Annotated in this window: 22 protein-coding genes and 1 pseudogene; 12 read left to right on the top strand and 11 right to left on the bottom strand. The window is 72.4% G+C overall.

What is annotated here, in order from left to right:
* Positions 1–16 precede the first annotated feature (16 nt).
* Complete coding sequence (locus AB0P17_RS26545; RefSeq protein ID WP_365814431.1) at positions 17–784, bottom strand: response regulator transcription factor; 768 nt, start codon at positions 782–784, stop codon at positions 17–19.
* Positions 781–1,677 carry a histidine kinase gene (locus AB0P17_RS26540; protein WP_365814430.1) on the bottom strand — a complete coding sequence of 299 codons (897 nt, stop codon included), beginning with the start codon at positions 1,675–1,677 and terminating at the stop codon, positions 781–783. The genes AB0P17_RS26545 and AB0P17_RS26540 overlap by 4 nt, the downstream gene beginning before the upstream one ends.
* Positions 1,678–1,856: 179 nt before the next feature.
* Here AB0P17_RS26540 and AB0P17_RS26535 point away from each other — a divergent pair, with 179 nt between their 5' ends.
* The 3 genes from AB0P17_RS26535 (at position 1,857) to AB0P17_RS26525 (ending at position 5,770) form a co-directional block, all read left to right on the top strand.
* On the top strand, positions 1,857–2,567 hold the full coding sequence (locus AB0P17_RS26535; protein WP_365814429.1) for an ABC transporter ATP-binding protein: 711 nt from the start codon (positions 1,857–1,859) through the stop codon (positions 2,565–2,567).
* Positions 2,564–4,879 (top strand): FtsX-like permease family protein, encoded by a 2,316-nt coding sequence (locus tag AB0P17_RS26530; RefSeq protein WP_365814428.1) that lies wholly within the window; start codon positions 2,564–2,566, stop codon positions 4,877–4,879. Before AB0P17_RS26535 ends, AB0P17_RS26530 begins: the two co-directional genes overlap by 4 nt.
* 246 nt (positions 4,880–5,125) lie before the next feature.
* Positions 5,126–5,770 carry a helix-turn-helix domain-containing protein gene (locus tag AB0P17_RS26525; protein WP_365814465.1) on the top strand — a complete coding sequence of 215 codons (645 nt, stop codon included), beginning with the start codon at positions 5,126–5,128 and terminating at the stop codon, positions 5,768–5,770.
* Here the strand turns inward: AB0P17_RS26525 and AB0P17_RS26520 are convergent.
* A complete protein-coding gene (locus tag AB0P17_RS26520) occupies positions 5,730–6,734 on the bottom strand; it encodes a MaoC/PaaZ C-terminal domain-containing protein (protein WP_365814427.1) in 1,005 nt (334 codons plus the stop codon). The genes AB0P17_RS26525 and AB0P17_RS26520 overlap by 41 nt on opposite strands.
* Positions 6,735–6,821: 87 nt before the next feature.
* Here AB0P17_RS26520 and AB0P17_RS26515 point away from each other — a divergent pair, with 87 nt between their 5' ends.
* Positions 6,822–8,945 (top strand): AMP-dependent synthetase/ligase, encoded by a 2,124-nt coding sequence (locus tag AB0P17_RS26515; protein WP_365814464.1) that lies wholly within the window; start codon positions 6,822–6,824, stop codon positions 8,943–8,945.
* A 201-nt stretch (positions 8,946–9,146) separates the two neighbouring features.
* Here the strand turns inward: AB0P17_RS26515 and AB0P17_RS26510 are convergent, their stop codons facing one another.
* The gene (locus AB0P17_RS26510; RefSeq protein ID WP_365814426.1) at positions 9,147–9,350 is read right to left on the bottom strand and encodes a cold-shock protein; all 204 of its coding nucleotides are present in this window, start codon (positions 9,348–9,350) and stop codon (positions 9,147–9,149) included.
* A 558-nt stretch (positions 9,351–9,908) separates the two neighbouring features.
* On the opposite strand from AB0P17_RS26510, the gene AB0P17_RS26505 reads away from it, so the two are divergent.
* From AB0P17_RS26505 to AB0P17_RS26490, 4 genes are all read left to right on the top strand, one after another.
* Positions 9,909–10,721, top strand: a complete 813-nt coding sequence (locus tag AB0P17_RS26505) for a menaquinone biosynthesis protein (protein ID WP_365814463.1) — start codon at positions 9,909–9,911, stop codon at positions 10,719–10,721.
* Positions 10,722–10,787: 66 nt separating this feature from the next.
* A complete protein-coding gene (locus AB0P17_RS26500; protein WP_365814425.1) occupies positions 10,788–12,605 on the top strand; it encodes a serine/threonine-protein kinase in 1,818 nt (605 codons plus the stop codon).
* 57 nt (positions 12,606–12,662) lie between these two features.
* Complete coding sequence (mqnC, locus tag AB0P17_RS26495) at positions 12,663–13,862, top strand: cyclic dehypoxanthinyl futalosine synthase (protein WP_365814424.1); 1,200 nt, start codon at positions 12,663–12,665, stop codon at positions 13,860–13,862.
* A gap of 31 nt (positions 13,863–13,893) precedes the next feature.
* Positions 13,894–14,376 (top strand): hypothetical protein, encoded by a 483-nt coding sequence (locus tag AB0P17_RS26490; protein ID WP_365814423.1) that lies wholly within the window; start codon positions 13,894–13,896, stop codon positions 14,374–14,376.
* Positions 14,377–14,796: 420 nt separating this feature from the next.
* Here the strand turns inward: AB0P17_RS26490 and AB0P17_RS26485 are convergent, their stop codons facing one another.
* Positions 14,797–15,207, bottom strand: coding sequence for a DDE-type integrase/transposase/recombinase (locus AB0P17_RS26485; protein ID WP_365814462.1), 411 nt, complete (start codon positions 15,205–15,207; stop codon positions 14,797–14,799).
* A gap of 72 nt (positions 15,208–15,279) precedes the next feature.
* Between AB0P17_RS26485 and AB0P17_RS26480 the strand changes: the two are divergent.
* From AB0P17_RS26480 to AB0P17_RS26465, 4 genes and pseudogenes are all read left to right on the top strand, one after another.
* A pseudogene (locus AB0P17_RS26480) lies at positions 15,280–15,366 on the top strand (hypothetical protein); the annotation flags it as partial.
* A gap of 304 nt (positions 15,367–15,670) precedes the next feature.
* On the top strand, positions 15,671–16,228 hold the full coding sequence (locus AB0P17_RS26475) for a TetR family transcriptional regulator (protein ID WP_365814422.1): 558 nt from the start codon (positions 15,671–15,673) through the stop codon (positions 16,226–16,228).
* Positions 16,225–17,121, top strand: coding sequence for an aldo/keto reductase (locus AB0P17_RS26470; RefSeq protein WP_365814421.1), 897 nt, complete (start codon positions 16,225–16,227; stop codon positions 17,119–17,121). Before AB0P17_RS26475 ends, AB0P17_RS26470 begins: the two co-directional genes overlap by 4 nt.
* A gap of 108 nt (positions 17,122–17,229) precedes the next feature.
* Complete coding sequence (locus AB0P17_RS26465; protein WP_365814420.1) at positions 17,230–18,249, top strand: NADPH:quinone reductase; 1,020 nt, start codon at positions 17,230–17,232, stop codon at positions 18,247–18,249.
* Positions 18,250–18,454: 205 nt separating this feature from the next.
* Here the strand turns inward: AB0P17_RS26465 and AB0P17_RS26460 are convergent, their stop codons facing one another.
* From AB0P17_RS26460 to AB0P17_RS26435, 6 genes are all read right to left on the bottom strand, one after another.
* Positions 18,455–19,123, bottom strand: coding sequence for a response regulator transcription factor (locus AB0P17_RS26460; protein WP_365814419.1), 669 nt, complete (start codon positions 19,121–19,123; stop codon positions 18,455–18,457).
* Positions 19,116–20,369 (bottom strand): histidine kinase, encoded by a 1,254-nt coding sequence (locus tag AB0P17_RS26455; protein ID WP_365814418.1) that lies wholly within the window; start codon positions 20,367–20,369, stop codon positions 19,116–19,118. Before AB0P17_RS26455 ends, AB0P17_RS26460 begins: the two co-directional genes overlap by 8 nt.
* Before the next feature lie 24 nt (positions 20,370–20,393).
* Complete coding sequence (locus AB0P17_RS26450) at positions 20,394–22,580, bottom strand: MMPL family transporter (protein ID WP_365814417.1); 2,187 nt, start codon at positions 22,578–22,580, stop codon at positions 20,394–20,396.
* 39 nt (positions 22,581–22,619) lie between these two features.
* Positions 22,620–23,918 carry a serine hydrolase domain-containing protein gene (locus tag AB0P17_RS26445; RefSeq protein WP_365814416.1) on the bottom strand — a complete coding sequence of 433 codons (1,299 nt, stop codon included), beginning with the start codon at positions 23,916–23,918 and terminating at the stop codon, positions 22,620–22,622.
* Positions 23,919–24,014: 96 nt separating this feature from the next.
* A complete protein-coding gene (locus AB0P17_RS26440) occupies positions 24,015–24,380 on the bottom strand; it encodes a ChbG/HpnK family deacetylase (RefSeq protein WP_365814415.1) in 366 nt (121 codons plus the stop codon).
* A gap of 368 nt (positions 24,381–24,748) precedes the next feature.
* Positions 24,749–25,516: an SDR family oxidoreductase gene (locus AB0P17_RS26435; RefSeq protein ID WP_365814414.1), complete on the bottom strand. Its 768-nt coding sequence runs from the start codon at positions 25,514–25,516 to the stop codon at positions 24,749–24,751.
* Between the last annotated feature and the right edge of the window lie 162 nt (positions 25,517–25,678).

Raw genomic sequence — 25,678 nt, 5'->3', positions numbered from 1 at the left:
GCGGCAGCGACAGGTCCTACGCGCCCGCCCAGGAGGGCGGGTCATGGTCGCCGGGGGCGACAAGTCCCGTCTCGTAGGCGAGGACGACCGCCTGGGCCCGGTCCCGCAGGGCCAGCTTGGCGAAGATCCGGGCCACATGGGTCTTCACCGTCGCCTCGCTGAGCGTCAGGGCCCGCGCCAGTTCGGCGTTGGAGAGCCCCCGCCCCAGCAGTGTCAGCACCTCGTGCTCGCGGGGCGTCAGCGCGGCGAGATCACGGTGCACGGCCGGGGCGTGGCCGCCGTGGGCCGCTCTGCGGTCATGGCGGGGCTCCCGGGGGCCCGGCGCCGGGGCGCCGGACGCGAAGCGCTCCACCAGACGGCGGGTGATCGACGGCGCGAGCAGCGCGTCGCCCGTGTCGACGAGACGCACGGCGGCGGCGAGATGCGCCGGGGTGACGTCCTTGAGGAGGAAGCCGCTGGCACCGGCGGCGAGGGCGGCGTACACGTAGTGGTCGAGGTCGAACGTGGTCAGCATGATCACCCGGCACTCCGGGGCCCGGGCGAGCACCCGCCGGGCCGCCTCCAGACCGTCCATCACGGGCATCCGGATGTCCATCAGCACGACGTCGGGCCGCAGCTCGGACACCGCCGCCACCGCCTCGGCCCCGTCGCCCGCCTCGCCGACGACATCGATGCCGCGCGCCCGCAGGATCAGACAGAAGCCGGTACGGACCAGCTCCTGGTCGTCGGCGATCACCACCCGGGGGCCGCGCCCGGCCGGTGGTGTCGCGGCCGGCGCCGTCACGGCCGGTCCAGCGGGATCCGGGCGCGGACGCGGTAGCCCCCGCCGAGCCGGCGCCGGGCGTCCAGGTCGCCGCCGTAGACGGCCACCCGCTCCCGCAGCCCGATCAGCCCCCGGCCCGTCCCGTCGGCCGGCCGCGCCGCATGCCGCGCCGCCGGACCCGGCCGGTCACCGGGGACGGGGGCCGGGCCGCCGCCGGAGAGCGTGCTCGGCCCGCTGTTCAGCACCTCGACCCGCAGACTGCGCTCCGCGTACCGCACCGTCACCTCGGCCTTCACCCCGTCCCCGTGTTTGAGCGCGTTGGTCAGCGCCTCCTGGATGATCCGGAAGGCGGTGGCGTCGACACCGGCCGGCAGCGGACGCGGCTCCCCGGAGATCCGTACCTCCACGGAGAGTCCGGCGAAGGAGACCCGGTCGATCAGCGGGCTGAGCCGGCGCAGGCTCGGCTGCGGCGCCAGGACCGTACCGTACGGATCCACGGCGCCCGGACCCGCGGCGTAAGACGTGCTGTACGGCGCGTCCTCGCCGTTCTGCGCGGGGGCCAGCAGGCCGAGCAGATGGCGCAGTTCGGTCATCGCGTCCCGCCCGGCGGTCTCGACAGCGGCCATCGCGGTCGCGGCCTCGTCGGGCAGCGTGGCCAGCACCTCGCGGGCCGCCCCGGCCTGGACGACCATCAGGCTCACGTTGTGGCTGACGATGTCGTGCAGCTCCGCCGCGATCCGGGACCGCTCCGCGTCGACCGCGGTACGCGCCGCGCTCTCCCGTTCCCGCTCCAGCAGCCAGCCCCGCTCCTCCACCGCCGCCCGGTGCGCCCGCCGGGCGCGCGCCAGCAGCACCGCCAGCCACCCCGCGGCCGCGCACGCCGCCACCAGGGCCGCGGTCAGCCATCCCACCACCGCTGAACTCCCCACCGCTGCCCTCCGCCCCGCCGGTCCCGACGCCCCCAGCTTCACAGCGCCCGCCGCGTTCCGCGTCATTCTCCGGACGCAGCTCCGTACATCGCCCGGATGACGGCCCGGAACGGATACATCCCGCGCGTGACGCCGGGCACGGACGGCCCTTCTAGGTTCGTGCCATGACAACTGATGACGGCAGCCCGCCGCGGATCGTCGTACGCCTGGACGGCGTGCGCAAGGAGTACGGCGAGGCCAGGGCCCTGGACGGGATGTCGGTGGAGATACGGGCGGGGGACGCGGTCGCCGTGATGGGGCCCTCCGGCTGCGGCAAATCCACCCTGCTCAACCTGGTCGCCGGCCTCGACCGCCCCACCTCGGGCACGGTCGAGGTCAACGGCCAGGACCTGGGGGAGCTGAACGAGACCGGGCTCGCGCTGTTCCGGCGGCAGCACATCGGGATGATCTTCCAGTTCTTCAATCTCATCGACGACCTGCTGGCGCTCGACAACGTGGCGCTGGCCGCCCAGCTGACCGGCACCCCGGCCCGGCAGGCCCGGCTGCGCGCGCTGGAACTCCTCGACGAACTGGGCGTCGCCGACCGCAGGAACAGCTATCCGGCCGCCCTCAGCGGCGGCGAGCGCCAGCGCGTCTCCGTGGCCAGGGCGCTGATGAACCGTCCGGCGCTGCTCCTGGCCGACGAGCCGACCGGCGCCCTCGACAGCCGCTCCGGCGAGCAGGTGATGGACCTGCTGATCGACCTCAACCAGATCGGCCAGACCCTGCTGATCGTCACCCACGACCCGCGGCTCGCCACGCGCTGTGCCAGTCGCCTGGTCGAGATGGCCGACGGCCGGGTGGCCCGTACGAGCGCGCTGGAGCCGACCGTATGAGCGCCGTATGGCGGGCTTCGCGCGGCGCCGTGCGGCGCCGCGGGCTCCAGACCTTCGTCATCGGTCTCGTCGTCCTGTGCTCCACCGTGACCGTGCTGCTGGCGCTGGCCGTCCTCGACGCCGCCTCCGCCCCCTTCGACCGGGCCTTCGCCGAGCAGCGCGGAGCCCACGCGGTGGCGAGCTTCGACGCCGCGAAGGTCTCCGACGAGCAGCTCGCGCGGACCGCCGGGCGGCCCGGGGTCGCCGCGGCCGCCGGGCCGTTCGGGCAGACCGCCCTCCAAGTGCCGGACGGCTGGCTGGGGCGGCCGTCCGGTCCCCTCACCGTGGTGGGCCGGGCCGCCCCGGCGGGGCCCGTGGACCGGATCCGGCTGCTGAGCGGACGCTGGGCCACCGCGCCCGGGGAACTCGTCGTCGACTGGGCCGTCCAGGGCACGCCCGGCTCGGACATGCTGGGGACCGAGCTGAAGAGTCCCGGGGCCCCGACGCTCACCGTCGTCGGCTTCGCCAGCAGTATGAGCAGGTCCGCCGGTGGCTGGGTCTCGCCCGGGCAGATGGCCGCGCTGCACCCGGCCTCGGCCCAGATGCTCTACCGCTTCCCGGATGCGCGGACGGGGACGGAGGCGGGGCTGCGGGCCGCTCTGGACACCGCGACCGCTGGGCTGCCCGACGGCGCGCTGACCGGGACGCAGTCGTACCTCACCCTCAAGCAGGCCTTCTCCGCGCAGGCCGACGCGTACCTCCCGTTCATGACGTTCTTCGGGGTGCTCGGACTGCTGGTCTCGCTCCTGATCGTCGGGAACGTGGTCAGCGGAGCGGTGGTCTCCGGGTACCGGCACATCGGCGTGCTGAAAGCCCTCGGGTTCACGCCGAACCAGGTCGTCGCCGTCTACCTGACGATGGTGTCCGTGCCCGCGGTCGCCGGCTGCGTCCTCGGCACCGTGCTCGGCAGTGTGCTGGCGCGGCCCATCCTGGGGCTGGCCTTCAGGGGCATCGAGATCGGCACCGCTTCCATCGGCGTCAGCCCCTGGCTCTCCGCCGGCTGTCTGCTCGGCATGCCCGCGCTCGTCGTACTCGCCGCGCTGGTTCCCGCGCTGCGCGCTCACCGGCTGCCCGCCGCGCAGGCGATCAGCGCGGGCAGCGCACCACGGACCGGGCGCGGTCTGCGGGTGCAGCGGTGGCTCGGCGGTACGCGGCTGCCGCGCCCGGTGAGCCTGGGGCTCGGCCAGCCGTTCGCCCGGCCGGGCCGGACGCTGCTGACCATGGCGGCGATCGTCCTCGGGGTCACCACCGTGACCCTGACCACCGGCCTGACCAGCACGATGGTCGCGTACGCGGGCGGGGCCCGGGGCGACGGCGCCGACCGGGTCGGGGTGGAGATGGCGGACCCCGGGGCAGGCGGGGCGGCGCAGAAGCTCGACGACCGCCGGATCGAGGCGCGGCTGCGCGCGCTGCCCGGCACCGACCGGATCACCGTCCGCGCGCTCACCAAGGCGCGCCTCACGGGCAGCAGCACCGCCACGCCGTTCCTCGACTTCTACTGGGGGGACACCCGGCCCCTCGCCGAACGGATCGTCCAGGGGCACTGGCCGGGCGGGCCGCGCGAGATCGCGGCCGGGCCGGCGTTCCTGAAGCAGAACGGGCTCGCGGTCGGCGACCGGACCATCCTGGACCTGAACGGCAGACAGCTGCCCGTGACCGTGGTCGGCAAACTCATCGACGGCAATGCCCGGTCCATGGAGGCGAGCCGGCGCACCATGGCCGAACTGGCCCCGGACACCCCGGTCGTCGGCTACACGGTCCAGCTGGCTCCCGGTACCGACACCCGGTCGTACCTCAAGGCCGTCCGGGCGATCGATCCGGCGCTCCGCCCGTCGCCGCTCACCGCGAGCGCCGGCCCCGTCGTGGCCGTCATCACCTTCTCGACGGTGTTCACCGTGCTGCTGACCGTCGTCGCGGCGCTCGGCGTCTTCAACACCGTCCTCCTCAGCACCCGGGAACGGCGGCGCGACCTGGGCATGCTCAAATCGATCGGGATGACGCCGCGCCAGACGGTACTGATGACGGTGACATCGGTCGCCGGGCCGGGCGCGGCAGGCGGGCTGCTCGGCATCCCCCTCGGGATCGTGGCGCACCGGCTGGTCGTGGACAACGTCGGGATCATCGCGTTCCCGGAGTCCATGAAGAACGTGTGGCACGTACCGCAGTTGACCGGACTGGCCCTGGCGGGCGTCACGATCGCCGTGCTCGGCGCGCTGGTCCCGGCGCGGTCGGCGGCCCGCCTCACGATCGCCCGGGTGCTGCACAACGAGTAGCCGCTCCGGACTGCCGGGCCCCTGACGGGCCATAGGGTGGGCCCGGCAAGCAGAACTGGTGGGGGCGGGAAGAGGGAGTCAGGAGTGGCTGCGGGTGGTGCGGCAGGGGCCGCGGGGGCTACGGAAGTCGCGGAAGCCGTGGGGACGGTGGGGACCGCGGGGACCGCGGAGGTCATAGGGGATACGGGAGCGGCAGGGGACAGGGGCGCCGCGGAGGGCGCCGGGAACGGGCGGTCCGGCAGGCGGATGCCGCGCGCGGTGCGGGAGCGGATGATGATGGACGCCGCCGTACGGACCTTCGGGCGGCGTGGGTACCGTGCCGCCTCGATGGACGACATCGCCGAAGTGGCCGGCGTGTCCAAGCCGTTGGTCTATCTGTATCTGAACTCCAAGGAGGAGCTCTTCATCGCCTGTATCCGCCGCGAGGCCGCCGCGCTGCTCGAAGCGGTCACCGCGGGCGTCCAGCCGGGGGTGTCGGCCGACCTCCAACTGCGCTCCGGGCTGGGGGCGTTCTTCGCGCACACGACGGAGCACCCGGACGGCTGGTCCGTACTGCACCGTCAGGCACGCACGCACGGGGAGCCGTTCGCGAGGGAGGCGGCGAAGGTGCGGGACGAGCTGGTGGCGTTCGTGACGCAGCTCATCGGCGCGGCGGCACGCGAGGCGGACACCGGCCGGGGGGCCGGCCCGGGAGGCGGCGCGCCGGCCGACCGGGAACTGGCCGGGCTGGCGCAGGCCCTGGTGGGGGCCGCGGAGTCGCTGGCCGGGTGGGCCATCGAGACGCCCGGCGTCTCGGCCAAGGAGGCCGCGGCCACGCTGATGAACTTCTCCTGGATGGGCCTCGGCCGGCTCATGGACGGCGAGCGCTGGCCGGCGACAGCTCGCCGGTGACATGGACGCGCGCCCCGGCGCCGTCGCGCAGTTCGAAGGCGACACCCGAGGGTGAGGATCTCGACATGTAGGTCACGGTGCCCGGCAGCGGCACCGGCGCCCGGAACTCGGCCCGCGCGCGGGCCGCCGGGGGCGTGCCCCGGCCCGTCCCCGCCTCCGCCACACAGCGGGCGAACGTCCACATGCCGTGCGCGACGGCGCGCGGGTAGCCGAACGGTTTCGCCGCCAGCGGGTGCAGATGGATCGGGTTGCGGTCGCCCGACACGGCACCGTAACGCCGCCCGAGCCGGGCCGGCAGCCGCCACCGTGCCGTCGCGGCCAGCAGTGCCGCGGCGTCGGGGGCGTCGTCGGCCGGGGCGGCGCCATGGGAGGGCTGGGCGCCGTGGAAGGGGTGGGAGGTATGGGTGCCGTGCCGGGCGAGATAGGCGCCGCGTGACATCCAGACCGGCTCGTCACCGATCCGCGCCTCGGTCACCATGATCACCTCCGTGCCCCGCCGGTGCGGCGCCAGCCGCTCCGCGTACACCGTGAGCGCGGGCCGGTCGCCGGCCGTCAGGGCCCGCCGGCCGCTGACCTCGATCCAGGTGTGGACCAGCCCGAGGACCGGTAGCGGGAAGTGGTGCTCCGTCATGATCCGCAGGGCGAGCGGGAATCCGAGCACATGCGGATACGGGAGCGGCACGGCGCCGTCCCGGGGGAAGCCGCAGATCCGCGCGTACGAGGCGAGCCGCCCCGGGTCGATCCGGGCGGCCGGGAGGATGAGCCGGGTGCCGGGCAGGGACGCGTTCTCGCGCGGCGGCAGGCGCTTGAGCGGCGCGGTGACCACGCCACGGACCAGGGCGGGCAGCAGCCGGGGCGGCGCGCTGAGCGGAAGTCCGCGTTTTTCGGTGAGGAATCGGCCGGGTGCTGTGCCGGAGAGGTGCAGATAGCGATCGGCCATTGTCCTGACTCCCTGGACGGTCATAGTTTAAATGTTAAGTAAGGTGACTATCCGTAAGGTTACTGAAGAGTCAGGAGCTGGTCGAGGTGATCCCCCTTCGTGCCCGCTGAGATGCGCCCCGCCCCGCCCGCACCGCTTCCCGCGCCGCCGGCGGATCCGTCGCCCGAGCCGGTGAAAGCCTGGGAGGACGGGGTCGTCAGAGAGGTGTCCGTACCGCCGCTCGCGCGGCCCGTACGGCGCGGCTCGCTGGCCGGTATCCCCTTCGACAACGCCCGTGAGGCGCCGGACGCGGTCGTCCTGAGCCGTAAGCGGCCCGCGACCGCCCGGAACGCGGAGCCGGCGACGGCGCGCGGCAGGACCGGCGGAGGCAGGACCGGCGGGGGCAGGACCGGCAGCGGCGCGGCGTGGCAGGACGTCACGGCCGCCGCCTTCGCCGGCGAGGTGCTGGCCGTCGCCAAGGGGCTGATCGCGGAGGGGCTGCGCCCCGGCGACCGGCTCGCGATCATGTCCCGTACGACCTACGAGTGGACGCTCCTCGACTTCGCCGCCTGGGCCGCCGGGCTGATCACCGTACCCATCTACCCGACCTCCTCGGCCTTCCAGGCGCGCTGGATCCTCCAGGACTCGGGCGCCGTGGCGTGCGTCGTCGAGGACGGCATCCAGGCGCGCATGATCGGCCAGGAGCGCGACCGGCTGCCCGGACTCACCCGGCTGTGGACCGTCGAGAGGGGCGCCGTCGACACCCTGTGCGCGGCGGGGCGGGAGGTCCCGGACGACGAGGTCACCGCGCGGCGCGCGGCCCTCGGCCCCGACTCCGTCGCGACCATCGGCTACACCTCGGGGACCACGGGGCGCCCGAAGGGCTGCGTCCTCACGCACGGCAACTTCTTCGCGGAGGTGGACAACGCGATCGAGCTGCTGCACCCGGTCTTCAAGGCGCCGGGCCAGGCCCGTTACGCGCCGCCCGCCCCCTCCGACGCCGGAGCCCCGCACGACTCATCCGACCCGCACGACTCCTCCACCCCGTCGGACACTCCGTCGGACGCGTCCGGGACGCTCTCCACCCTGCTCTTCCTGCCGCTCTCCCATGTCTTCGGCCGGATGGTCGCGGTCGCCTGTCTGCGCGCGCGGGTACGGCTCGGCCACGCTCCCTCCATCAGGACCGAGGACCTGCTCGCGGACCTCGCGGGGTTCCGCCCGACGTTCCTGCTGGCCATCCCGTACGTCCTGGAGAAGGTCTACAACACCGGCCGTGCCCGGGCGGAGCGGATGGGACGCGGCGCGTCCTTCGACCGCGCGGCGCGGATCGCCGAGGCGTACGGCGCCGCGGTCGAGGCGGCCGGCCACGGCGAGGGCCCCGGCCCGTCCCTCGGGCTGCGGGCCCTCCGGACGCTCTACGAGCCGCTGGTCTACCGGCGGATCCGCGGGGCCCTGGGCGGGCGGGTGAAGTACGTGATCTGCGGCGGCTCCCCGCTGGGGCGCAGGCTGGCGGGGTTCTACTCGGGCGCCGGGGTCATGACCTTCGAGGGGTACGGCCTGACGGAGACCACGGCGGCGTCGACCGTCACCCCGCCGCTCCGGCCCCGGCTGGGCACCGTCGGCCTGCCGATGCCGGGGACGTCCGTACGGATCGCGGACGACGGGGAGGTGCTGCTGCGCGGCGGCCAGGTCTTCGCGGGCTACTGGGACGCGGAGCGCGGTGAGGCCGTACGGGTCCCGGAGCCGGGCCCGGGCTCCGGACCCGGCTCGGCGGAGGGGTGGTTCGCCACCGGGGATCTGGGGGCGCTGGACGAGGGCGGCTATCTGACGATCACCGGCCGCAAGAAGGACGTCATCATCACGTCCAGCGGCAAGAACATCGTCCCGGCGCCGCTGGAGGACTGGCTGCGCGCCCATCCGCTGGTCAGCCAGTGTCTGGTGGTCGGCGACAACCGTCCGTACGCCGCCGCCCTGATCACCCTGGAGCCGGAGGGCCTGGCCCACTGGCGGCTGATGCGGGGGAAGCAGGGGGCTCCGCTCGCCGCCCTCGTCCACGACAAGGAGCTGCGCGGCGCGCTCCAGCGGGCGATCGACGAGGCGAACCGGCTGGTCTCGCGCGCCGAGTCCATCCGCCGTTTCCGGGTCCTCGACGTGGACTTCACGGAGGAGGCCGGCCATCTCACCCCCACGCTGAAGCTGCGGCGCGCGGCGATCGCCGAGGACTTCGCGGCGGAGATAGCCGAGCTGTACGCATAAAGGTTCTGTAAGGAGCGGCACCGTCAGTGAACAGGAGTTCTATTTAAATCTTCGGGAATTCCAGGCCGCGGACCGGGTAGGCGCGGGAAAAGGCAGGAGCCCCACCTTCCCCCGCCTGAGCGGGAGAAGCAGGGCTCCTTGGGTACTGCGTGTAAAGACGTCTACTGCGTGTAAGACGTCCGCGATCGCCGGACCTGGCAACTAGGCCGGGGTGACGTTCTCCGCCTGCGGGCCCTTCGGACCCTGCGTGACGTCGAAGGTCACTACCTGGTTCTCCTCAAGGGCGCGGAAGCCGCTTGCGTTGATCGCGGAATAGTGGACGAAGACATCCGGGCCGCCGCCGTCCTGGGCGATGAAGCCGAAGCCCTTTTCAGCGTTGAACCACTTGACGGTTCCGGTAGCCATAAGCCCTCCTTGGGCCAAAGGGTTGCCCTGCTCCAGAACCTGCAAAGAAGTCTGAAAACTACAAAAGCCTGCGGGTCACATGCTCCGCAGGCTCTGTACTGCAAGGGAAACCAAACTGCAACTTGCGGCGAGCCTAGCACGCAGCATGTGCGCAGCGGTAGAGGGAAAGATCACTTCACCCGGACGTTTGTATAAGGGCCTGACGCGCTGACGATTCAGGGGCCGCCGACACCCCGCCGGCCCCCTGCCGGCACCGCGCGGCGGGACGACACAGGCCCGGCTCTCCCGCCCCCCGGAGCCGTTCCCCCGACGGCCCGGGGCTAGCCTCACGCTGTGGACAGTCCAGAGGAAAAGACAGCGGCAGAAGCGGCGGCGGAAGCGGCGCCGGAAGCAGCGGGGGAAGCGACCGCGGCGGTGACGGCGGCGGCGGGAGCGCCAGCCCGGGCCGGTGGTGACACGGACGGCGACGGCGGCGCAAACAGCGGCGACGGCGCAAAGGGTGACGCCGGAGCAAAGGGCGACGCCGGTGGTCACGGGACCCGGCCGCGCGTCGGCCATATCCAGTTCCTGAACTGCCTGCCCCTCTATTGGGGGCTCGCGAGGACCGGAACGCTTCTTGATCTGGAACTGACGAAGGACACTCCCGAGAAGCTCAGTGAACGGCTGGTGCGCGGCGAGCTCGATATCGCCCCCATCACGCTCGTCGAATTCCTCCGCAACACCGACGATCTCGTCGCCTTCCCCGATCTCGCGGTCGGCTGCGACGGCCCCGTCATGTCCTGCGTGATCGTTTCCCAGGTGCCGCTGGACCAGCTCGACGGCGCCCGCGTCGCCCTCGGCTCCACGTCCCGTACGTCGGTGCGGCTGGCCGAGCTCCTGCTGAGCGAGCAGTACGGCGTACGGCCCGACTACTACACGTGCCCGCCGGACCTCGGCCTGATGATGCAGGAGGCCGAGGCGGCCGTCCTCATCGGCGACGCCGCCCTGCGCGCCTCGCTCCACGACGCGCCCCGGCTCGGCCTCCAGGTCCATGACCTCGGGCAGATGTGGAAGGACTGGACCGGGCTGCCGTTCGTCTTCGCGGTCTGGGCGGCGCGCAAGGACTACCTGGCGCGCCGGCCGAAGGTCGTGCGGGAGGTCCACGAGACCTTCCTGGCGTCCCGGGATCTCGCCCTGGCGGAGGTGGCCACGGTCGCCAAGCACGCCGCACGCTGGGAGGCCTTCGACGCGGAGCTGCTGGAGCGTTACTTCACCACGCTCGACTTCCGCTTCGGCCCCGAACAGCTCGCCGGTGTCTCGGAGTTCGCCCGCCGGACGGGGCCGACGACCGGATTCCCCGCCGATGTCCACGTCGAACTCCTGACCTCCTAGGCTGACCCCCTAAAAGCACGAAGGGCGAGCCTTCGACTGGGCGCGCCTTCGACAGAGGGGACGGGCATGCAGCCGCTCGACACAGGCGATCCGTCGGAGATCGGCCCGTACCGGTTGCTCGGGCGCCTGGGCGCCGGCGGGATGGGCCGTGTCTTTCTCGGGCGCTCGGCCGGCGGCCGTACGGTGGCGGTCAAGGCCGTCCATCCGCACTTCGCGACGGACGACGAGTTCCGGGCCCGCTTCCGCCGTGAGGTGAAGGCGGCGCGGCTGTTCGGCACCGGTCCCGGCGGGCCGCGCTGGTCGGCGCCCGTGCTGGACGCGGACCCGGAGGCGGCCGTTCCCTGGGTGGTCACGGGCTATGTCGCGGGCCCCTCGCTGACCCAGGCCGTCGCCGGCCACGGAGCGCTGCCGGAGTCCTCCGTACGGGCGCTGGGCGCCGGGCTCGCCGAGGCGCTGACGGCCGTCCACGCCCTGGACCTGGTCCACCGGGACGTCAAGCCGTCGAACGTGCTGCTCGCGCTGGACGGCCCCCGGCTGATCGACTTCGGCATCGCGCGGGCCACCGACGGCACCTCCTCGCTCACCTCGACGGGCGTCTCGGTCGGCTCGCCCGGCTACATGTCGCCCGAGCAGATCCTCGGCAGGAAGATCACCGGCGCGGCCGATGTCTTCTCGCTGGGCGCGGTCCTCGCCTTCGCCGCGACGGGCACCAGCCCCTTCCCCGGCGACTCCTCGGCCTCGCTGCTCTACAAGGTGGTGCACGAGGAGCCCGAACTCGACGACCTGCGGGGCGACCTGCGGGATCTCGTCGTGCGCTGCCTCGACAAGGACCCGGCCGGACGGCCCACCCCCGCGGAGATCGGCCGGCTCCTCGCCCCCGACGGCGCGGAGGCGCTGGTGGCGGGCGGCTGGCTGCCGGGGCCGCTGGTCGAGGAGGTCAGCCGGTCGGTGGTGCGGCTGCTGGACCTGGAGACATCGGTCCACGGCCCCGCCGCGTCCGGCCACTCCGGGGCGGCGGGCGCCGGACAGCCGTCCGCCTCCCTCCCGACCGGGCCGGTGGCCTTCAGCAACCCGTCCCTCGGCGGCCTCTCGCCCACCGGACCGGCCGGTGCCTCTCCCGCCGGTCCCTCCCTCGGGACCTTCGGCCCGCCCGTCGAGCCGACGGCCCTGAACGGCGCGCCGAGCCTTCCGGTCACCGCCGGCGCCCGGACACAGACCGCCCCGGTCCGCGGCATCGGCCCGGCCGCGGGCGCCCCGCACGCGCCCGCCGCCGACGCCGCGCCCGGCCGCCCCCGCCGCAGACTGGGCTGCGCCCTCGCCGTGGTCGTGGTGGGCGCCCTCGGCCTCACGGGCCTCCTCCTCGCCTCGGGTCTCGGCTCGTTGATTTTCGACCAGATGCGCGACGACATAGTCAACGAGGGCACCAAGGACCCCCGGAGCCCCTCCGACAGCGGCACCACGCCCGGGAGTTCGGAGGGAAGCCCGGAGCAGGGGAGCGAGGGCGGGTCCGCCACCGAGGTCCCCAAGACCTTCGTCGGCACCTGGAGCGGGCCGGTCACCGAGCGCAGCGGACTGCCGCACGGCACGCTCACCGCGGAGATAGTCCAGGGCGCGGCGGGCGAGGACATCGTCCGTACGACGAGCCGGATCACGGTCCTCGGCGCCAAGGTGGAATGCTTCGGTGTCGGCAAGCTCATCTCCGCCACCGACGACGAACTGCGCGTCGAGGAGCGTACGGACCCCACGAAGCGGAGCGCGAAGGACCTGTGCACCACGGGCGGCGTGGCGGAGCTGACCTTCACCCGCGCCTCCGGCACCACCCTCGACTACGCGTCCGCCGAAGAGGCCGCCGGCACCCCGACGGGGACCCTCACCAAGCAGTGAGGGGGACTGGCGTAGGCTGAATCGGTCGTGACAACCCCTTGGGAAGGACCCGCCCCGGTGACCGAGAAGGCCGACCTGACGTCCGTTCTGGCCCGTGCCGCCGCGGGTGGGCGCATCACCCCCGAGGAGGCCCTCGACCTCTACCGCTCGGCGCCGCTGCACGCGCTGGGCGCCGCCGCCGACGCGGTACGCCGCCGCCGGTACGCGGGTACGGAGCACATCGCGACGTACATCATCGAGCGGAACATCAACTACACCAACGTCTGTGTGACGGCGTGCAAGTTCTGCGCCTTCTATGCCGCGCCCAAGGACACCGCCAAGGGGTGGACCCGCGATCTCGACGACATCCTGCGCCGCTGCGCGGAGACCGTCGAGCTGGGCGGTACGCAGATCATGTTCCAGGGCGGGCACCACCCGGACTACGGCGTCGAGTACTACGAGAAGCACTTCGCGGCGATCAAGCAGGCGTACCCGCAGCTCGTCATCCACTCCCTCGGTGCCTCCGAGGTCGAGCACATGGCCCGGATCTCCAAGGTCTCCGTCGAGGAGGCGATCCGGCGCATCCACGCCGCAGGTCTCGACTCCTTCGCGGGCGCCGGCGCCGAACTGCTGCCCGCGCGGCCCCGCAAGGCGATCGCGCCGCTCAAGGAGTCCGGCGAGCGCTGGCTGGAGATCATGGAGGCGGCGCACGGTCTGGGCGTCGAGTCCACGTCCACGATGCTCATGGGCACGGGCGAGACCAACGCCGAGCGCATCGAGCACCTGCGGATGATCCGCGACGTACAGGACCGGACGGGCGGCTTCCGCGCGTTCATCCCGTACACCTACCAGCCCGAGAACAACCACCTGAAGGGCCGGACGCAGGCCACGCTCTTCGAGTACCTGCGGATGATCGCGATCGCCCGGATCTTCCTCGACAACGTCGCCCACATCCAGGGTTCGTGGCTGACCACCGGCAAGGAGGTCGGCCAGCTCTCGCTGCACTACGGTGCGGACGACCTCGGGTCGATCATGCTGGAGGAGAACGTCGTCTCCTCGGCCGGTGCCCGGCACCGCTCGAACCGGCTGGAGATCATCGACCTGATCCGCAAGGCGGGCCGCGTCCCGGCGCAGCGCGCCACGACGTACGAGCACCTGGTGGTGCACGACGACCCGGCGAACGACCCGGTCGACGAGCGGGTCGCCTCGCACATCTCGTCGACGGCGATCGAGGGCGGCACGGCCCATCCCGAGCTGAAGCTCATCGCCACCAACTGACGTCGTCGGACCGGGTTCTGTGAGGCGCTGAGTGGAGACCCTGCACGTGGCCGACGTGCTCCGGTACACCTGGGACGACGAGGCCGACGGGAACGACGCCGACGCGCCGCTCCCGGGCGGCGCGGTGGTGGTCGGCCGGGACCGGATCCTCGCGGTCGGGAGCTACGAGGAGCTGCGGTCACGGTTCCCCGGCGCGCGGGTACGGACCTGGCCCGGTGTGCTCGGCCCCGGCCGCGTCCACGAAGGGCCCCTGCCCGACGCCCCGAGCCCGCGCGAGCGGATCCACGCCGTGCTGAAGCTGGGCGCGGTCGCGGTGCTCGACGCGTACGTCACGGAGGACCCGGCGCTCCGCGCGGCCGCCGCGCGGGTGGGCGTGACCGTACTGCCGGCCGCGCCCGCCGCCCGGCGCCCGGTGCTCACCGGGACGGGGCGCGCGGATCTGGCCGTGTTCGACACGGACGGGCGGTGCCTCGCGACGGTCTGCGCGGGGCGCCTGGTGCACCGCCGCGCCTGATCGCTCCCGCGGCGCGCCCCGGCGGGCCAGGCTTACGCCGTCCCGGCATCTCCGGCACCGCGCGCCGCGACCGGGCCCTGAACGCGGAGGGGCGTCGGATCCTCTGGCGCGGTCGGCTGGTGATCAGCTCGCGGACGGCGTCGCCGACCGGGCGCAGATCCGGGTGTGAGTAGTCGCGGTGCAGGAAATCCCGGTGAGAACGATCATGGTCGGCCGGCACACGGGATCGGCCTGGTGCGAGGGTTCGCGGGAAGATCCTTGGTCGCTGCCGCGGCGTGGCTACCGTCCGCCGCATGCCGCTGGAATTCTTTCCCGCACGGCCAGGCAGTGGAAGTCCAGATGCGTCGGTGAGAGTCCTGCGTCGGCAACGGCGTTGATCTGCGTGCGAAACTGTCAATCCCCTCGCAGCGTGGAGACGATTCAGCCGGCCTCGCTGCGGGTGGCGAACCGGGTGCCGGTGCAGTGGCGGCAGACGTCACCGAACCGCTTCGAGGTGTATTCGCTGCCCCTGTCCGAATGGAAGGTCACCCCGGACACGTCCCCGCCGCGCGTTGCTGCCGCCATGTTCAGTGCCGCCACCACCAGTTCCGCATCGTGGTGGGCGCTCATCGCGAAGCCGAGCGGTCTGCGCGAGTACAGGTCGATGACGGTGGCGAGGTAGAGCTTGCCCTCACCGGTCTCGATCCCCGTCATGTCCCCGGCCCGGATCGTGTCGGGTGCGGGAGCGGCGAAGTCGCGCCGCAGCCGGTCCGGAGCCGCCGGCCGCTTGCCCGGCCGCGTCAGCCCGGCCCGGCGCCGTACCACCCGTGCCACCAGGCCGAGTTCGGCCATCGGCCTGGCCACGGTGTTCACCGAGACGCGCCAGCCGGCCCTCACCAGTTCCAGCCGGTCTCGAACCACACCATCCGCCTGGACCGGATACGCGCCCACTGGGGCGACATGCTCCGCGCGGCCGGGTCGCTCACCCTGGGCGAGGTCCGCGGCCACGACCTGATCCGCATGCTCTCCCGGGACGGCAAGCCGACCGGGCTGGGCGACGCGCTCGCCCACGCGCTGCCCTGGGCTGAGTCGACGCAGGGGGCGGAGCGGGGCGCCGCCGCGGAACGGGATCCGGAAAGTTCGACGTCGGAACCGGCGCACCGACCGGCTGCGGTCCGTCCGACGAACCCATCGCGAGGAGGCCCGGTCGTCATGACCGGGCCTACTCGTATGACACTCACGCATCGCAAACAGAACCGCGGTTCTGCTAGTGTCCCTCATAAGCAGAATAGGAATTCTTTTTGTGGGGGGTGTTGTGCCTCGGCTCACCGACGCGCGCAAGGAACTTCGGCGTACTCAGATCGCCGAGGCCGCCGTCCGCTGCTTCAGCCGCAACGGCCTGGAGCGGACCTCGATCGCCGACATCACCGCCGAGTCCGGCCTCTCGGCCGGCTCGATCTATGCGCACTACCGCAACAAGGCCGACCTGGTCCGGGTCGCCGCCCGCGAGGTGCTCGCCAAGCGCGCCGATGTCCTCGGCGAGTACGCCGCGGCCGACGCCCCACCCGGCCCCGACGAACTGCTCTCCCTCTTGATCGCCGCGATCGACCCGGCCGAGGCTCGGGTCGGCGTGCAGACCTGGGGAGAGTCGACCACCAACCCGGCCATCCGCGACATCGTCGTCGACATGACCGACCGGATGCGCGCGATGCTGCACGACTGCGTCACAGCCTGGCTCGTCAAGGTCGAGCACCATGAGCCGACCCGAGCCCGGGAGCGCGCCACTCCGATCGCCCACCGGGTCATGGCGCTCTACCAGGCCGAACTGCTGTACACCGCCTTGCAATCACCGACTGAGGAGACGGCGTCATGACCACCACCGCGACCGCTTCGTTCGCCGGCCGCATCGTTTTGCGCGTCGGCTACGGTGCCTTGCAGCTTGAGCGGCTGCACGACCGCCGCGGCGAGGCCGTCGCGCTGCTGCGCCGCGCGGTCGAGTTGGGCGTCGACCACGTGGACACCGCCGAGTTCTATGGCTTCGGTTTCGCCAACGCCGTGATCCGCGAGGCACTGCGCCCCGAGGACAACGTCCTGGTGGTCACTAAGGTGGGGGCTGACCCCAACCCGGGCGGGCGCGTGCCGTTGCGTCTGGCGCAGCGGCCCGAGCAGCTGCGCGCCAGCGTCGAGGACAACCTGCGCAGCCTCGGCGTCGACCGGCTCGCGGTCGTCAACCTCCGCCGTCTGGACACCGGCCCCGGGCTGCGTCCCGAGGGCGATCAGGTCGTCGACCTCGACGACCAGGTCGCGGTGATGACTGCCCTGCGCGACGAGGGCAAGATCGGTGCGATCGGCCTGAGCAGCGTCACCCTCGACGGCCTGCGCCGCGCCCTGCCGGCCGGCATCGTCTGCGTGCAGAACGCGTACAGTCTCGTCTCCCGCGACGACGAGGACATGCTGGGGTTGTGCGTGGCCGAGGGCATCGCCTGGGTGCCGTTCTTCCCCCTCGGCGGGGTCTTCCCCGGCCTGCCCAAAGCGACGGACGAGCCGGCGGTGCACGCCGTGGCCGAGTCCCTGGGCGCCACGCCCTCCCAGGTCGGCCTTGCCTGGCTGCTGCACCACGCCCCGAACGTGCTGCTCATCCCCGGCACCGCCAACTCCGCCCACTTGGAGGCCAACATCGCGGTCAGCGAGATCACCCTCGACGCCGCGACCCTCGCCACCCTCGATGCCGTCGAGTCCCGCTCCAACGACGGCCCTATCGGCTGACCGGAACCAACGCGACCCGGGCTCGCGACCGCACCACACGCCGGACACCCTGACGCACCGCCAGGCCACGCCGGGAAACCCCGCGCTACCAGGCTCCAAGGACGGATCATGAAGGCCATCATCTACCGCGACAACGGCGCCCCCGACGTTCTGCAGTTCGTCGACCGTGACCTGCCGGCGCCCGGCCCCGGCGAGGTTCGCGTCCGGGTCGCCGTGTCCGGGGTCAACCCGACCGACTGGCAGGCACGCTCCGGCGTCGGCCACCCCAAGCACTTCTCGGAGGTCACCCCGCACCTCGACGGCGCCGGCACGGTCGACGCTGTCGGTGAGGGAGTCGACCAGAGCCGGGTCGGTCAGCGGGTCTGGCTGTTCATGGCCGCCGCCGGGCGGCCCACCGGCACCGCCGCCGAGTTCACCGTCGTGCCCGCCGAACAGGCCGTGCAGCTGCCCGACGAGGCCGGCTTCGACGTCGGCGCCTCACTCGGCGTCCCCGCGCTGACCGCGCACCGCGCGCTCAGCGTCGCCGAGGACGGTCCGCGCCGACTGCGGCCCGGCGTGCTCGACGGCAGGGTGGTGCTCGCCGCGGGCGGGGCCGGAGCGGTCGGGCACGCGGTGATCCAGCTCGCCCGATGGGCCGGTGCCACCGTGATCAGCACGGTCAGCAGCCCGGAGAAGGCCCGGCTGGCCACCGCTGCCGGGGCCCACCATGTGATCAACTATCGCGAGGGCGACCCGGCCGCCGAGATCCGCAAGATCGCCCCGGACGGCGTCGACATCGTCGCCGAGGTTGCGCTGGGCGCGAACCTCGCACTGGACCTGGCTGTGCTGCGAACCCGCGGCACGATCGCTACCTATGCCAACGACGGTGGCAAGCCGGTCGAACTGAACGTGCTGCAGAACATGGTGCTGAACACACGCTTTCAATTCCTGGTGCTCTACACGGCCGGCCCGGAGGCACGCGCCGCGGCCTCCCAGGACGTCGCCGCCGCACTCCGCGACGGCGCCCTGTCGGTCGGCCACGAACACGGCCTGCCGCTGATCCGCTTTCCCCTCGACCGCACCGCCGACGCGCACCGGGCGGTCGAGAGCCACGTGGTCGGCAAAGTTCTGGTGGACATCACCTTCTGACGTACGGTCGGCTACCGCGCACCCACCCGCCGTCCACGAGGAACCCCGCATGGGGCGGCCGGGTGGGCGGCGTCACCCCGGCCTCTGTCCGGCCCGCAGCCACCCCACACCTCAAAGATTCTCATAAACGACCCCTTTGCCCGAGCAAGATCAACAACTGCCCGGCGAATCCCGACTGCGTCGGCCCCGGGGCTTGGGCGGGCGGTCAGTTCAGGGTGCGGCGGGCCAGCACGGCGGCCTGTGCGCGGCTGTGGCAGCCGGTTTTCGCCAGCATGCGGCTGACGTGGGTCTTCACCGTGTGCAGGCTGACCACGAGATGGTCGGCGATCTCGGCGTTGCTGAGCCCGTCGCCGACCAGGCGGAGAACGTCGCGCTCTCGCGGTGTGAGTTCGGCGAGCCGGGTCAGGTCCCCGTTGTCGGGCTGCTGCCTGGCGGCGGCGAGGTGGCTTGCGATGATCCGCTGGGTGACTGCGGGGCTCAGCGCGCTGTGCCCGGCGGCGGTGGCCCGCACGGCGGCGGTCAGCTCCTCGTAGGAACTGTTCTTCAGCAGGAAGCCGGCGGCACCGGAGGCGAGCGCCTGGTCGACGTATTCGTCGAGGTCGAAGGTGGTCAGCATGAGCGCCTGGGTGCGGCCGGGGCCGAGCAGGGCGCGTCGGCCGAGTTCGGCCAGCGCCCACAGGCCGTCGCGGCGCGGCATGCGGATGTCCAGCACGATGACGTCGGGCTTGAGCCGGCCGCACACCTCGACGGCTTCCTCGCCGTCCTGGGCGGTGCCGACGATGGCGATGCTTTCCTGGCTGCCCAGGATGGCGGCGAGGCCGTCGCGGATGATTGGCTCGTCGTCCACGACGACCACGGTGATCGGCTCAGACACCGGCGACGTCCAGCGGGACCATGCTCAGCGGCAGGGTGGCCAGCACCTGGAAGCCGCCGTCGTCGGTCGGGCCGGCGCGCAGCTCGCCGCCGAGCGCGTCGACTCGTTCGCGCATGCTGACCAGTCCGAGACCGGTGCCCCAACTGGCCGCTACGGGCCCGGCGGGGCGGGAGTTGACCACCTCGCAGCGTAACTGCCCCGCGTCCTCGGCGATGTCGACCCGGACCCGGACCCGGGCCCCCGGCGAGTGGCGGCGGGCGTTGGTGAGCGACTCCTGGACGATGCGGTAGGCGGTGAGTTGCACCGGCCGTGGCAGCGCGCCCGCGTCGGCCTCGATCCCGATCCGCCCGGCGACCTGGGCGCCGGCGGCCCGGCTGCGGTCCAGCAGTTCGGGCAGATCGCTCAGGCCCGGCATCGGGGCCAGCGGCGCCGCGTCCTCGGGGCCGCGCAACACCCGCAGCAGGTCGCGGAGTTCACCGCCGGCCTGGCGGCCCGCGACGGCGAGTCCGTCGATCTGGGTACGCGCCCAGGCCGGGAGTTCGCCGCCGCGAGCGCGCAGGGTTTCGGCCTGCACCACGAGCAGGGTGAGCGAATGCGCGACGACGTCGTGCATCTCGCGGGCGATCCGCACCCGCTCCTGCTGCGCGGCCTGCTGTTCGCGCAACCGCTGCTCGCGCAGTACGTCCTCCACACGCCGCTCGGTCGCCGCGAGGTTCGCGCGGTGGGTGCGGGCGGCGAACCCGGTGGCCCAGGCCAGCGGCATCGGGGCCAGGACGGCGATCACATCCGAACTGCCCCGGTACTGCGCCGAGACGGCGGTCAGCTGGTTGATCCACATTCCGGCGGTGACAACCGCGCCGCCGCCGAGCACGACCAGCCAGGTGCGGGCCCAGCTGGTGCAGTAACTGCCCACGCTGTAGAGGGCGACGGCCAGCGACAGGAAGATCAGCGGGGACAGCTTCACACCTGCGGCCGCACCCCCGACGATCGCCGCCACCAGGGTGGCGATGAGCACCAGGAACACCGTCACCGGCAGCTTGCTCCGGAGCGGCAGGGCCACCGCGGCCACCACCTCGGTGCCCAGCAGCAACCACCAGGCCCGCGCCGAGGGATCGGCACTCGGCTGCATCAACAACGGTGCGCACAGGGTCAGTGCGACCAGTCCGGCATCGACACCCCGCGGGCGCCATCCCGAACGCCACCGGTTCGAATACTCCGTCACCCGGCCGACCCTAGCGAGATTCATCGCGGTCATCGTCACTCCTAGGAGCTAGATCCGATGCCCATTGGGGGCGGTGGCGAACGGTTCCGCCGTCGCGTGCGGCTCGCGGCGCAGCGGCCGCGGCGTCCACCAGTTCCACTTGCCGAGCAGGATCATCGCCGCGGGCAGGACCACGGCCCGGATGATCGTGGCGTCCAGCAGGATCGCCGTGGCGAGTCCGACGCCGAGCTGCTTGAGGTCCAGCGTGGTCAGCGTGCCGAAGATCGAGAAGACGGCGACCATGACCACGGCGGCGCTGGTCACGGTGGAGGCCGAGCCGGTGATGCCGCGCGCCACCGCTTCCCGGGTCGGCACCCCGGCGCGGACCGCCTCCTGGATCCGGCTCACCACGAAGACGTGGTAGTCCATCGAGAGCCCGAAGAGCACCACGAACAGGAACAGCGGCAGCCAGGTCACGATCCCGCCGTTGGACCGGAATCCCAACAGACCCTCGGCCCAGTGGTGTTGGAAGACCAGCGTGAGCAGCCCGTAAGCGGCCCCCGCCGAGAGCGAGTTGAGCACGATCGCGGTGAGCGCGATGACCGGTGCCCGGAAGGTCGCGAGCAGTACGACGAAGGTGAGCACGAGAACGAAGGCGATCGTCCACGGCATCGCTCCGGACACGTCGGCGGTGAAGTCGGCGTTCGTCGCGATCGGTCCGCCGACCGCGTACTGCGCGCCCGGCAGCCCGGCCAGCGCCGACGGCACAAGCCGTTGCCGTAGTTCGTCGAGCGCCTTGGCGGCCTTGTCGCTGCCGACGGCGTACTGCACGCCGATGTCGAGCACGGACACCGTCCGGTCCGCCGAGGTCTGCGGCTGCGGCGGCTGGTCGTGGGCGAACAGCGGCTCGGCCTGGGTGCGTCGACCGAGGTCGGTCAGCGCCTTGCGCACCTGGGCCGCGTCCTTCGCCGGTGCGCGGACCGCGATCCGGAACGAAGAGCCGGTGCTCGGGAAGGCCCCGGTCAGCCGGTCGTAGCTCTGCATGATCGGGATCGAGCGGGGCAGGTCGGCGTCGTCGGTCAGCCGCAGCGTCATGCCCAGCGCCGGGGCGGCGAGCGCCAGCAGGCCGACGACGGAGACCACGAGGGTCGGCTTCGGGGCCCGCAGCGCGGGTCGCAGTACCGTCGGCCAGAACCGGCCCTCGCCCTCCTTGCGGGCGGTCAGCCGCCACACCAGCGGGACCCGCGGCCGGTCGAGCCGGCGGCCGAGCTTGGCCAGCAGCGCGGGCAGCACGGTGACCGAGCCGAGCACCGCGACCGTCACCACCAGGATCGAGCCGGTCGCCAGCGAGTGGAACGTCGCACCGTCCGCCAGGTACATGCCGCACATGGCGACCGCGACCGCGAGGCCCGAGACCACGACCGCGTGCCCGGAGGTGGCCGCCGCGATCTCGACCGCGTCGATATTGCTGCGCCCCTTGGCCCGCTCCTCGCGCTCCCGCTTCAGATAGAACAGCGAGTAGTCGACCCCGACCGCCATCCCGACGAGCAGGACGACGCTGTTCAGCACATCGGTCGTCGGCACCAGATGCGAGGCCAGCGCCGACAGCCCGATCGCCGCCCCCACCGACGACAGCGCCAGCAGCACCGGAACCCCGGCGGCGACCACCGCGCCGAACGCCACCAGCAGGATCACCAGCGTGACCGGGATGCTGATCAGCTCCGCCTGATGGAAGTCGCCCTTGATCCGACTGTTGAGAGCCTCGTCCATCGAGGCGTCCCCGACCTCCTCGACCCGCAGCCCCGGGTACGCCTTCGCGGTGGCCGCCGTCGCGTCCAGCAGCGGCTGGACCTGCGACCCGGCGTCGGTGCGCGCTCCCGTCATCTCGGCCCGGACCAGCAGGGCCGACCCGTTCGGCGCCGCCACGGCCGGCTCCACCTTCGCCACCCCCGGCAGGGCCTGGAGCCGGGCGGCCACATCGGCGGCGGCCCGCCGGGCGGCCGACTCGTCCAACGCGCCGGACCGGGCGCTGATCAGCACGTTCTCCATCGCCGGGTCATGGAACCGGCCACTGTCCACGATCTCGATCGCCCGGCCCGACTCGCCCGGCGACATGGCCGAGTCGCTCGACTTCGTACCGGCCACCGCGCCCACCCCGACGCAGACCACGACGAACAGCACCCAGCCGCAGATCGCCCGCCACGGGTGCGTCGCGCTCCATCTCGCGACCCGCACCGTCATCCCGCGTTCCACCATCGCTACGTGGCCTCCCTCGGCTCCTTGAGTGATACGACGTCACTTGGATGTGGCCGGAAGGGACTTGCCGAGCATCGCGCAGACCGCGGCGTCGACCACTTTCTGGTCCGCGGCGCCCAACTTCTTGTCGTGCAGCCCGAACAGCGTCGTGGTCACCACGGTGACCGAGCGCTTGCCGGTGGCGTCCGTGTAGTTCTGGCTGGAGTAACCGGGCATCCCGCCGGTGTGCCCCCAGACCGGTCCGCACGGGCTGTTGTACTCCTCGATCCCGAGTCCGTACCGCGAGCTCTTCGGGTCCCCGGGCGTCTCCACCACGGTCGTCCTCATCTGCTTGAGCTGCGCGGGCCGCAGCAGCTTGCCGGAGGCCAGCGCCCGCAGGAACCGCTGCTGGTCGGCCGGCGTCGACACGATCGCGCCGGCCGCCCATGCCCACGCAGGGCTGATGGACGTCACCAGCACATGCTCGCCCCGCGCCGGCCCGGCGAACGAGGTGCCCTCGGGCACGCCCGGCGGCAGCAGCGGCGCCAGGTGCTCGGCGTCCGGCTCATACCCGGCAGCCAGCTCGGCCCCGTCCCGCGAGGTGCCGTTGGTCGCCAGGTAGGTGTCGCGCAGCCCGAGCGGCCTGATGATCCGCCGCTGCAGCAGAGTTGCCAGGCTCTGGCCGCTGGCCTTCTCCAACACCCGGCCGATGGCTATGTAGTTGGTGTTGCTGTAGTTGTATTCGGTGCCCGGCTTGGACAGCGGCGGGTACTTCGCCGAGATCGCCAGCAGCGCCTCCGGCTGCACGGGGGACTGGTCCACGCCGATCTCGCGGGCCAGGACGCTCAGGTCGTAGATGTAGTCGTACAGCCCGCTGGTGTGGTTCAGCAGCATCTTCAGCGTGATGTTCCGGCCGTGCGGCACCAGGCCCGGCAGCCACTTGTCCACCGGGTCCTGCAGCGACAGCTTGTGCTCGGCAGCCAGTTGCAGGGCCAGCACACCCACCATCGTCTTGGTGTTCGACCCCATCCTGAACTGGTCGTCCGCCGACAGCTTGTGGTCCCGCTTCGTCCACGTCGCCTGCTGCGCCAGCGAGATCGTCCGGCCGCTCCCGTCGTTCACCCGCACCACGACCCCGGGCGCCCCCGCGTCCAGGTCCTGCCGCATCAGCGCGGCCAGCCGCTTGGCCGCGGTGGCATGGCCGTCTCGGCCGGCGTCGGCGGCGTTCACCGTGTTCGGCGCGGCGGCGTTGCCCGGTGTGGCGCAGACCGCGAGCCCGGCCGTCGCGGCCAGGACCGAGGCCACCGCCATGCCGGCGCGGCGGGTGAGCAGGTGCTTCGAGACGAGTCGACGAGCCATTGTTCCTCCTGGGTCGGTTTCCCCTGCGGCGTGTCCGCCGTCTGAGAACCATTCAGCCAGGAGCGCGACGCAAGATCGTCACTCGTTGTCGCGCGGTTATCGCCCCGCCCATCGCTCCTCCGAAGGGGGCCCTCCGCCCCGGGCGTCACTCCAAGGAGTGAGGTTCCCCTCGACCTCGTCGAGACGAGCCCGCGCGAGGAGTTCGGAACGCCCGGCGGGTGTGGGAGTGAACGGTTGGCCTGCGTCGTCGAGCAGCGAGGGCACCTTGTCCTTCGCGGTCAGCGGTCCCCATCGGTAGTGGGTCGTGTCGCAGACGAGAGTGAGGTGGATCCCGAACGGGATCTCCGACCGCTGGCGGAGCAGGTGGATGGCGTGCGGTGCTGAGGGACATGGCACCATCAGTCTGCACGAAGTGGCGATCCCCTTTTCGACCGAGTCGACTACCGCGGTATTCCTTCGCATCCAACGGGGTGGGACACAAGCCGGACCGCGGGAGTGGCCACGCGGACAGCGCGAACACGGCGGTGTCCTTGCCGGTCACGGCGGAGCCGACATGGTGGTGCCCGAGGAAGCCGGACCGGGGCGGGGTGCTGGGGCGTGTTGCGAAAGTAGCGCCGTCCGCCCGCAGGGCGGGGCTTGCGGCGTCTGGTGCGCTGCACTCGCTCCGCTCGCTCGGTCTCGGCACCTTGATTCGTCCTGTGGACGCCGAGCGCGATCGCAAGGCGGAGGATCGGCGCCCTCGATGGCCTGGACGTACGTGGACGACTCCGACAACGCGGCGAGCGTGCGTGCCAGGCGTCGCGAGCCAGGCGGGACTTTCGAAACACGCCCTAGCCGAGGAGGCTGCCGCCGGTGGCGTCGAGGGAGGCTCCGGTGATCCACCGCGCCCGGTCGGTGGCGAGGAAGACCACCACGTTGGCGATCTCCTCCGGCTCGCCCAGGCGCTTGAACGCCGACAGCTGCGACATCGGTTCGCGCACCTCGGGCATCTGGAAGGCCGCACTGCCATTGTCGGTGGCACCGGGGAGCACGCTGTTGACCGTGATCCGCCGAGGGGCGAGGTGCCGGGCGAAGTGCAGCGTGAGCTGGTCGAGCGCGCCCTTGGACATCGCGTAGACGACCTGCGGCGGCATGGCCATGCGCGTGACCGCGGAGGAGATGTTGACGATGCGTCCGCCGGCCGGGATCAGCCCGAGGGCCCGCTGGACGAGGAGGAAGGGGGCCTTGGCGTTGACCGCGAAGATCTCGTCGATCTGCTCGGCGGACACCTCTTCCGGTGCGCCGCCGGGCGTCGTCGCAGCGGCGTTGTTCACCAGGATGTCCAGGACAGTCTCACCGGTGTGCTCGCGCAGTCCGGCCTCCAGCTGGTCAAACAGCTGATCGACGGCGCCGGGCGCGCCCAGTTCCGCGCCGACGGCAAAGGCCCGTCCGCCGTCCTTCTCGATGAGGCCGACGGTCTCCTGGGCGGCCTGCTTGTCGCGGCCGTAGTGCACGGCGACCAGGGCCCCCTCGCGGGCGAGGCCGAGGGCGGTGGCCCGGCCGATGCCGCGGCTGGATCCCGTGACGAGAGCGGTCTTGCCGTTGAGTGTGCTGGTCATGCTGGAGTCCTTGCTGTGCTGGGGGAAATGGGGGCTTGGTGAGGCAGCCGCAGATGACGGCTTCGGCCTGGCCGCGGCGCTCGTACGGGTCCAAGTACAGGCACGTGAACTGCTCGGGGGCGGCCCCGAGGGAACGTGTTCGGGGCCGTCCTCCCCGAGCCG

The organism is Streptomyces sp. NPDC088124 (assembly GCF_040685895.1).
Lineage (GTDB): Bacteria > Actinomycetota > Actinomycetes > Streptomycetales > Streptomycetaceae > Streptomyces.
The sequence above is the reverse complement of the archived record's forward strand: the minus strand, read 5'-3'. Positions and strand labels throughout refer to the sequence as shown.

What these genes read in the sequence shown, in the direction of transcription:
- AB0P17_RS26465 (WP_365814420.1), top strand. Translation starts at nt 17,230, where the DNA reads ATGAAGGCCATCATCTACCGCGACAACGGCGCCCCCGACGTTCTGCAG.
- AB0P17_RS26450 (WP_365814417.1), bottom strand. Translation starts at nt 22,580, where the DNA reads ATGGTGGAACGCGGGATGACGGTGCGGGTCGCGAGATGGAGCGCGACG.
- AB0P17_RS26515 (WP_365814464.1), top strand. Translation starts at nt 6,822, where the DNA reads ATGCGCCCCGCCCCGCCCGCACCGCTTCCCGCGCCGCCGGCGGATCCG.
- AB0P17_RS26510 (WP_365814426.1), bottom strand. Translation starts at nt 9,350, where the DNA reads ATGGCTACCGGAACCGTCAAGTGGTTCAACGCTGAAAAGGGCTTCGGC.
- AB0P17_RS26525 (WP_365814465.1), top strand. Translation starts at nt 5,126, where the DNA reads ATGCCGCGCGCGGTGCGGGAGCGGATGATGATGGACGCCGCCGTACGG.
- AB0P17_RS26500 (WP_365814425.1), top strand. Translation starts at nt 10,788, where the DNA reads ATGCAGCCGCTCGACACAGGCGATCCGTCGGAGATCGGCCCGTACCGG.
- AB0P17_RS26535 (WP_365814429.1), top strand. Translation starts at nt 1,857, where the DNA reads ATGACAACTGATGACGGCAGCCCGCCGCGGATCGTCGTACGCCTGGAC.
- AB0P17_RS26435 (WP_365814414.1), bottom strand. Translation starts at nt 25,516, where the DNA reads ATGACCAGCACACTCAACGGCAAGACCGCTCTCGTCACGGGATCCAGC.
- AB0P17_RS26440 (WP_365814415.1), bottom strand. Translation starts at nt 24,380, where the DNA reads ATGCGAAGGAATACCGCGGTAGTCGACTCGGTCGAAAAGGGGATCGCC.
- AB0P17_RS26470 (WP_365814421.1), top strand. Translation starts at nt 16,225, where the DNA reads ATGACCACCACCGCGACCGCTTCGTTCGCCGGCCGCATCGTTTTGCGC.
- AB0P17_RS26455 (WP_365814418.1), bottom strand. Translation starts at nt 20,369, where the DNA reads ATGAATCTCGCTAGGGTCGGCCGGGTGACGGAGTATTCGAACCGGTGG.
- AB0P17_RS26445 (WP_365814416.1), bottom strand. Translation starts at nt 23,918, where the DNA reads ATGGCTCGTCGACTCGTCTCGAAGCACCTGCTCACCCGCCGCGCCGGC.
- AB0P17_RS26485 (WP_365814462.1), bottom strand. Translation starts at nt 15,207, where the DNA reads ATGGCCGAACTCGGCCTGGTGGCACGGGTGGTACGGCGCCGGGCCGGG.
- AB0P17_RS26520 (WP_365814427.1), bottom strand. Translation starts at nt 6,734, where the DNA reads ATGACCGTCCAGGGAGTCAGGACAATGGCCGATCGCTATCTGCACCTC.
- AB0P17_RS26530 (WP_365814428.1), top strand. Translation starts at nt 2,564, where the DNA reads ATGAGCGCCGTATGGCGGGCTTCGCGCGGCGCCGTGCGGCGCCGCGGG.